Raw genomic sequence first — 7,918 nt, forward strand, 5'->3', positions numbered from 1 at the left:
GGCACCGTCCGACACCAGCGCGGTGCGGGGCGCGGTCCCCCGCGGCAGGGCGCCCCGCGCGAGCAGTTCGGGCAGCGTCTGCTCGGTCACCGGGTGCGGGGCGGTGCCCCACTCCCCCAGCAGCCGCGCACGCTCGCCCTCCCCCAGCAGCGGAAGGTCGGCGACCGGCAGGTCGGGCTCGACAAGTGCGGCGCGGAGCAGCAGGGTGAACCGCCGGGTCAGGTCGGCGACGGTGGCGCGGTCGAACCGGTCGGCGGAGTAGCGCACCGCCGCGTCCAGCTCCTCGGCGCCGGGCCGCTCGATGAACACGACCTCCAGGTCGAACTTCGCGGTGTCGATCACCCGGTCGTCAAGCCGGGTGCGCAGGCCCAGCAGGCCATCGGTGCCCTCCGGCCGCCTCTGGTGGCTGACCATGACCTGGAACAGGGGGTTTCGCCCGGCGGCCCGCGGGGGGTTGAGTTCCTCGACGACGTCGTCGAAGGGCAGCTCGGCGTTGGCGAACGCGGCGAGGTCCCGATCGCGCACGCGCTCCAGCAGCGTGCGGAAGCCCGGCGCCCCCGACAGGTCGGTGCGCAGCACCAGAGTGTTGAGGAACATGCCGATGGCGTCGTGCAGCGCCTCGTCGGCGCGGTTGGCCGCCGGCGTGCCCAGCGGGAGGTCGCTACCGGCGCCCATCCGGTGCAGCAGCACGGCCACCGCGGCCCGCAACACCATGAAGCGGGTGGTGCGGGTCTGCTCGGCGATCCGCCCGACGGCCGCGGCCAGATCCGCGGGCAGCGCGAAGCGCACCAGTCCGCCGCTGCCGCTCGGGGTCCGCGGGCGGGGCCGGTCGGCGGGCAGGGGGATCTCCTCGGGCAGACCCGCCAGGGCCTCCCGCCAGAAACCGCGCTGGCGAGCCGCCCTACTGCCCGGATCCTCCGGAGAACCCAGCAGCTCACGCTGCCACACCGCGTAATCGGCATAACTCACCGGCAACGGCTCCCACCCCGGAACCCCACCGGCCGCACGCGCCCGATACGCCGCATCCAGATCACGCAGGAACGGCTCCTGCGACCACTCGTCCACCGCGATGTGGTGGAAGACGGCAAGGAGGACGTGCTCTGCGCCGCCGGTGAACAGGCGGAAGCGCACCGGCAGGCCGCCGGCCAGGTCGAAGGGCTCGCGCGCGGCGCGATCCAGTTGCTCCTCGGAGACCTCGGGCGCGGCCTCCTGTTCCAGCAGCGGCCGCGGCAGGTCGGCGACGTCCACGACGCGCTGCTCCGGCTCGCCGTCGGCACCTGCCGGGAACCGGGTGCGCAGCACCTCGTGGCGGGCGAGGACGTCGCCCAGCGCCTCCTCCAGCGCGGCGGGATCGAGGGGACCGCCGATGCGCAGCGCCCAGGGCACGTTGTAGGCAGCGCCGTCGGACGCTCCGGCCGACTCCAGCAGCCACAGCCTCCGCTGCTCGGCGGACAGCGGCACGTGCGCGGGCCGCGGACGCGCGGTCAGCTCCGGCCGGGCCTGGGCTGCGTCGCTCGCGCGCTCGGCGATCCGCGCGGCGATGCCGGAGGGCGTGGCCGCCTCGAACAGGTCGCGCACGCCGATGTCGGCGCCCAGTCGGGTGCGCAGCAGGTTGGCGACGCGGGCCGCGGCCAGCGAGTGCCCGCCCAGCGCGAAGAAGTCGTCGTCGGCGCCGACGGCGCCGGTGCCCAGCACCTCGCCGATCGCGGCGCAGACGGCCGCCTCCTCGCGCGTGCCCGGCGGGCGCCCCCGAGCGTGGGCACCGGCCGCGGGGTCGGGTGCGGGCAGCGCGGCGCGGTCGATCTTGCCGTTGGCGGTCAGCGGGAAGGCGTCCACGGCGACCAGCGCTTCGGGCACCATGTAGTCGGGCAGGCGCTCCGCGGCATCCGCGCGCACGGCGTCCCCGTCGAGGGGTCCGGCTCCCGGTTCGGCGACGACGTAGCCGGTGATCGCGGCCTCGGCGCCGTCGGTGCGCACTGCCGCGACCGCCTGGCCCACACCGGAGCGGCGCGCCAGGGCCGCTTCGATCTCGCCGAGTTCGATGCGGAAGCCCCGGACCTTCACCTGGAAGTCGGAGCGGCCCAGATAGGTCAGTGCGCCCGTGCGGTTCCAGCGCACGACGTCGCCGGTGCGGTACATGCGCGATCCGGGCGGACCGAAGGGGTCGGCGACGAACCGCTCGGCGGTCAGCCCGGAGCGGCCGTGGTAACCGCGAGCCACACCCTCGCCGGCGATGTAGAGCTCACCGGGGACGCCCGGCGGCACGGGGCGCAGCGCGGCGTCGAGTACGTGGGCCCGGGTGTTGGCGATGGGCGCGCCGACGGTGACGGCCCCGCCGGGCTCCACCGCGGCGGCGGCGGACCAGATCGTGGTCTCGGTGGGCCCGTAGAGGTTCACCACCTCCGCCGCTCGATCGGCCAGGGTCTCGGCCAAGGCCTCGGGCAGCGCCTCGCCGCCCACCAGCACCCGCAGCCCCGGCAGCACGTCCGGACGCTCCTCGGCCAGCGCCCGCCACAGCGTCGGCGTCGCCTGCACGACCGAGGCGCCCGACGACTCCACCAGCCCCGCCAGGGCGGCCGGGTCGCGCACCGTTTCGCGGTCGGCCACCACGGCCGCCGCTCCGGCCAGCAGCGGCAGGTAAAGCTCCAGCGCCGAGATGTCGAAGCCGACCGTGGTCACCGCGAGCAGCCGCTCCCCCGCACCCATCGGGAACCGCTCGGCCATGTCCGAAAGGAAGTTCGCCAGCGCCCTGTGGGAGACCACCACGCCCTTGGGCCGGCCCGTGGACCCGGACGTGTAGAGGATGTAGGCGGCGCCGTCCGGGGCCGGGACGGCGGCTTGCCCGTTGTCGGCGGCGCAGGCGGTGGGCCAGGTCGCCGGCTCGTCCACCAGCAGCCGCTGCGGAGCCCCGGGGATGCGAGCCCCGGTTTCCGCGTCGGTCACCAGCAGCCGCGCCCCCGAATCGGCCAGCATGAACGCGATCCGCTCAGCGGGAAACTCCGGATCGACGGGCAGATAGGCCGCACCGGTGCGCCCCACCGCGACCAGCGCCGCCACCAGCTCCACCGACCGCGGCAGCGCCACCGCCACCACCGACTCACACCCCGCACCCGCGGCACGCAGCGCCGCGGCCAGCCGTGCGGCTCGGGCGTCGAGATCGGCGTAGGTCAGCACGGCGCCGCCCGCCTCCACGGCGACGCGTTCGGGATGTTCGGCGGCGGCGCGGGCGAGGCGCTCGGGCAGCAGCGGGCCGCCGACGGGCCCCGCGGTCGCGTTGGCCCGCGCCAGCATGCGGCGCTCGTCCTCGGTGCGCACGTCGATCGAGGACACGCTGCGCGCGGGCTCGGCGGCCATGCTCTCCAGTACCCGGCGCAGTCGCGCGACCATGCGCTCGGCCGTGTCCCGGTCGAAGCGGGCGGTGGCATAGCGCAGCGTGCCCGCGAGACCGTCGGTACCGGGGCGTTCGGCGAAGCCGAACTCCAGGTCGAGCTTGGCCGCCCGCATGTCGACCGGGTGAACGGCGGAGTCGGTGCCGAGCAGCGCGGGACGGTCGGGGTCGCGCTGGTAGGTGAGCATGACCTGGAAGAGCGGATGGCGCGCCAGCGAGCGCCGCGGGTCGCATTCCTGCACGACGCGGTCGAAGGGCGCGTCGGCGTTGGCGAAGGCGGCGACGTCGGCCGCGCGCACGCGGGTCAGAAGCTCGGCGGTGTCGGGGCCGCCGGAAAGGTCGGTGCGTAGGGTGAGCATGTTGAGGAACATGCCGACGGCGTCGTGCAACGCGGTGTCGTCGCGGTTGGCGGCAGGCGTGCCGATGCAGACGTCGTCGCCGGCGCCCGTGCGGTGCAGCAGAACGGCCACCGCGCTCTGCAGCACCATGAAGGCGGTGACGCCGTGCTGCTCGGCCAGGCGCAGCAGCGCACGGTGCTCGTCGGTGCCCAGGGTGAATTCGACGGCGGCGCCGGCGCCGTCCGCTGCCGCGGGACGCGGCCGGTCGGCGGGCAGGTCGAGCTCGGCGGGCGCGCCGGCCAGCGTTTCACGCCAGAAGGCCAGCTGGCGCCCCATGGGGCTCGCGGGGTCGCCGGCGTCGCCCAGCCAGGCGCGCTGCCAGACGGCGAAGTCGCCGTAGTCGGCCTCCAGCGGCGCCCACTGCGGGGCGCGGCCGGCGCGGCGTGCGGTGTAGGCGGCGTCGAGGTCGCGGGTGAAGGGGGCCTCGGACCACTCGTCGGTGGCGATGTGCGGGAAGGCGAACGCGAGCACGGCGTTGTCGGGAGCGGTGCGCAGCAGCGCGGCGCGCACGGCGGTGTCGCGGCTCAGGTCGAAGGGCCGGTGCAGCACCTCGTGCAGGTGCTCGTCCAGCTCGCCGGGGGTGATGTCGCGGACCTCCAGCGGCTCGCCGGCCTCATCGGGGTCCAAGACGCGCTGGTGCGCGGCGGCACCGGTGCCGCCGGGGGTGTAGACGGTGCGCAGGATCGCATGGCGCAGTACGACGTCGCGCAGCGCCGCCGCGAGCGCGCCGGTGTCCACGGTGCCGCGCAGCCGGAAGGCCAGCGGGACGTTGTAGGCGGCGCCGGGACCGTGCAGCCGGTCCAGGAACCACAGGCGCTCCTGGGCGTAGGACAGCGGCGCGGGCTCGTGGGGATCGGGTCGGCGGGTGAGCGGTGGCCGGGCGGCGGGGCGCGCGGCGAGCAGAGCGGCGAGCGCGGCGGGGGTGGGGGCGTCGAAGAGGTCTCGCACGCGCGTCTCCACGCCCAGCTCCGCGCGGATTCGGTTGGCGGCGCGGGTCGCGAGCAGGGAGTGGCCGCCCAGCGCGAAGAAGTCGTCGTCGGCGCCGACGGCGCCGGTGCCCAGCACCCCGGCCAGCACGGTGCGCAGCCGCCCCTCGAACGGGTCGGCGGAGGCGTCGCCGGTGTCCGTCGCGGCGGGTGCGGGCGCGGGCAGTGCGGCGCGGTCGATCTTGCCGTTGGCGGTCTGGGGGAACTCCTCCAGCACCACCACGGCCGAAGGCACCATGTAGTCGGGCAGGCGCTGAGCCAGGGCTGCGCGCAGCGCGGCGGGGTCGCAAGCGGTGCCGGGGACCGGGCGCACGTATCCGACGATGCGGGGCTGGTCGGGGGTGTCCGCGCGGGCGGCGGCGACGGCGTGGGCCACCCCTTCCTGCTCGGCCAGGGCGGTCTCGATCTCGCCGAGTTCGATGCGGAAGCCGCGGACCTTCACCTGGAAGTCGGAGCGGCCCAGATAGGTCAGTGCGCCCTCGGGAGCCCGGCGGACGAGGTCGCCGGTGCGGTACATGCGCGATCCGGGCGGACCGAAGGGATCGGCAACGAACCGCTCGGCGGTCAGCCCGGCACGGCCGTGGTAGCCGCGGGCCAGACCGTCACCCGCGATGTAGAGCTCGCCGGCGGCTCCGGCGGGGGCGGGCCGCAGGGCGGCGTCGAGCACATGGACGCGGGTGTTGGCGATGGGCGCGCCGATGGGGGCGGCTGCGGCGGCGGGGAGGTCGCGGCCCCGCGCGATGCGGGCGGCGGTGGACCAGATCGTGGTCTCGGTGGGCCCGTAGAGGTTCACCACCTCCGCCGCTCGATCGGCCAGGGTCTCGGCCAAGGCCTCGGGCAGCGCCTCGCCGCCCGCCAGCACCCGCAGTCCGGACAGGGCCTCGGGCCGCTCCTCGGCCAGCGCCCGCCACAGGGTCGGCGTCGCCTGCACGACCGAGGCGCCCGACGACTCCACCAGCTCCGCCAGCGCGGCGGGGTCCCGGACGGTGTCGCGGTCGGCGACGGCCACCGTCGCTCCGGCCAGCAGCGGCAGGTACAGCTCCAGCGCCGAGATGTCGAAGCCGACCGTGGTCACCGCGAGCAGCCGCTCCCCCGCACCCATCGGGAACCGCTCGGCCATGTCCGAAAGGAAGTTCGCCAGCGCCCTGTGGGAGACCACCACGCCCTTGGGCCGGCCCGTGGACCCGGACGTGTAGAGGACGTAGGCGGCGCGCTCGGCCACGGGTACCCGCGTGGTGTCGGCGGCGCCGGCGTCCTCGGGCGCGGGGTCGTCCTCGGGGCGGGACGGCACGATGGGGCGCGGCCCTTCGGGCATGCGGGCGCCGGTTTCCGCGTCGGTCACCAGCAGCCGCGCCCCCGAATCGGCCAGCATGAACGCGATCCGCTCAGCGGGAAACTCCGGATCGACGGGCAGGTAAGCCGCACCGGTGCGCCCCACCGCCAGCAGGGCCGCCACCAGCTCCACCGACCGCGGCAGCGCCACCGCCACCACCGACTCACACCCCGCGCCCGCGGCCCGCAGCCGGGCGGCGAGCGCGTCGGAGCGCTCCAGGAGTTCGGCGTAGGTCAGCACGGCGCCGCCCGCCTCCACGGCGACCGCTCCGGGCGTGCGGCGCGCGGTCTCGGCGATGCGGTCGGCGACCGGGGTCTCGGACGCCGGGAGAGCGGGGCCTGCCGACCCCGCGGCCGCGGCGCTGTCGGCGAGGTCCAGGGTGCCCAGCGGCCGGCTGTCGGCCTCCTCGGGCGCGGCGCCCTCGGCGGCGATGCCGTGCAGCACGCGCCCGAACTCGGTCAGCAGGGTGTCCAGGTCCGCGCGAGTGTAGCGGGCGGCGTTGCCGTTGAGTTCGAAGCGCAGGCCGCCGTCCGCACCGTCGCGGTAGACCGACAGCGACACGTCGTCGACGGGCCCTTCGGACAGCGTTCGGGCGGTGCCGCGGACCCCGGCGAAGTCCAGGTCGTAGTCGAAGGCCTTGATGTTGATCATCGGCCCGTGCAGCGCGGTGCCGCGCCCCACCAGGTTGAGGTCGCGGCGCACGTCCTCGGCACGGTAACGCTGGTGGGCACGCAGTTCGCGCAGCCGGGCGCTGGTGCGGGCCAGCAGGTCGGCGACGGTGTCGGCGGGGTGCAGGCCCAGGCGCAGCGGCAGCACGTTGACCACCATCGCGGGGGTCCGCAGCGCGGCCGAACCCAGGCGGCCCATGGCGGGCATACCGAGCACGACGTCGCGGGCGCCGGTGCGGCGGTGCACGTAGCAGCCGAAGGCGGCGATGAGGGCCTCGGCCCAGCTGGCGCCGGACCGCTTGCCCAGTTCGGCGAGGCGGTCGGCTGTTGCGGCGTTCAGCGCGCCTTCGGCGGTGACCACGGCCGGGGAGGGCGCGGGCGGCGCGTCGCTGAGCAGGGCAGGCTCGGGCCGGTCGGCCAGCAGGCCGCTCCAGTAATCGCGGTCGGAGGCGCGGCGGTCGGAGGCGGCGTAGTCCTCCTCCTCGGCCACGACCGCCGAAAGGTCGCCGAACCTGCGCTCGTGGCCGTGCCCGGAGGCGAGCGCGGTGTAGATCTCCGCGACGCGGCGGGTGAAGGTGGTGATGGCGTAGGCGTCGGCGACGATGTGGTGGTAGCGCTGGAACCAGAGGTGGCGGTCGTCGCCGATGCGGTAGAGCACGAAGCGGTACAGCGGCCCGGCGGCGAGGTCGGCGGGCGCGGCCATGTCGGCGCGCATCAGTGCCAGGGCGGCTCCGCGCGGGTCGGCCTCGCCGCGCAGGTCGACGTCCTCCAGCAGCGGGGCGTCCCACGGCGGTTCGGGATGCACGACCTGGTACGGCTCCTCGTCGCCGTCCGGGGCGCCGGTGTCACCGCCCCGGATGAGGATTCGCAGGGTGTCGGTCTCAGCGACGACGTGCTCCAGCGCCGCTCGCAGCCGCGCGGAGTCGACGCCCCCGGCGAGGTCGATGTACTGGCCGACGTTGAAGCGCCCGGCCGCGGGGCCTGCGCTGTCGGCGGCCGCGACGTGGTGGGCGTAGTACACGCCGCGCTGGGCACCGGTGAGTGCCAGCGACACGGGGGTGCGGGTGGGGCGGGTCTGGCTCATGAGGCGCTGCCTTCGAGAAACAGGAGTGAGGAAGGGTGCCCCGCGCCTTGAGGCACGGGCC

At 75.7% G+C, this 7,918-nt stretch carries 1 protein-coding gene; it reads right to left on the minus strand.

Annotated features, from left to right (window positions below; translation table 11 throughout):
- Positions 1 to 7,857, minus strand: a 7,857-nt coding sequence (locus LP52_RS25140) for a non-ribosomal peptide synthetase (protein WP_157036479.1), incomplete at its 3' end; no start/stop codon positions are given.
- Positions 7,858 to 7,918: the final 61 nt, after the last annotated feature.

This window comes from Streptomonospora alba, assembly GCF_000826685.1.
Taxonomy (GTDB): domain Bacteria; phylum Actinomycetota; class Actinomycetes; order Streptosporangiales; family Streptosporangiaceae; genus Streptomonospora; species Streptomonospora alba.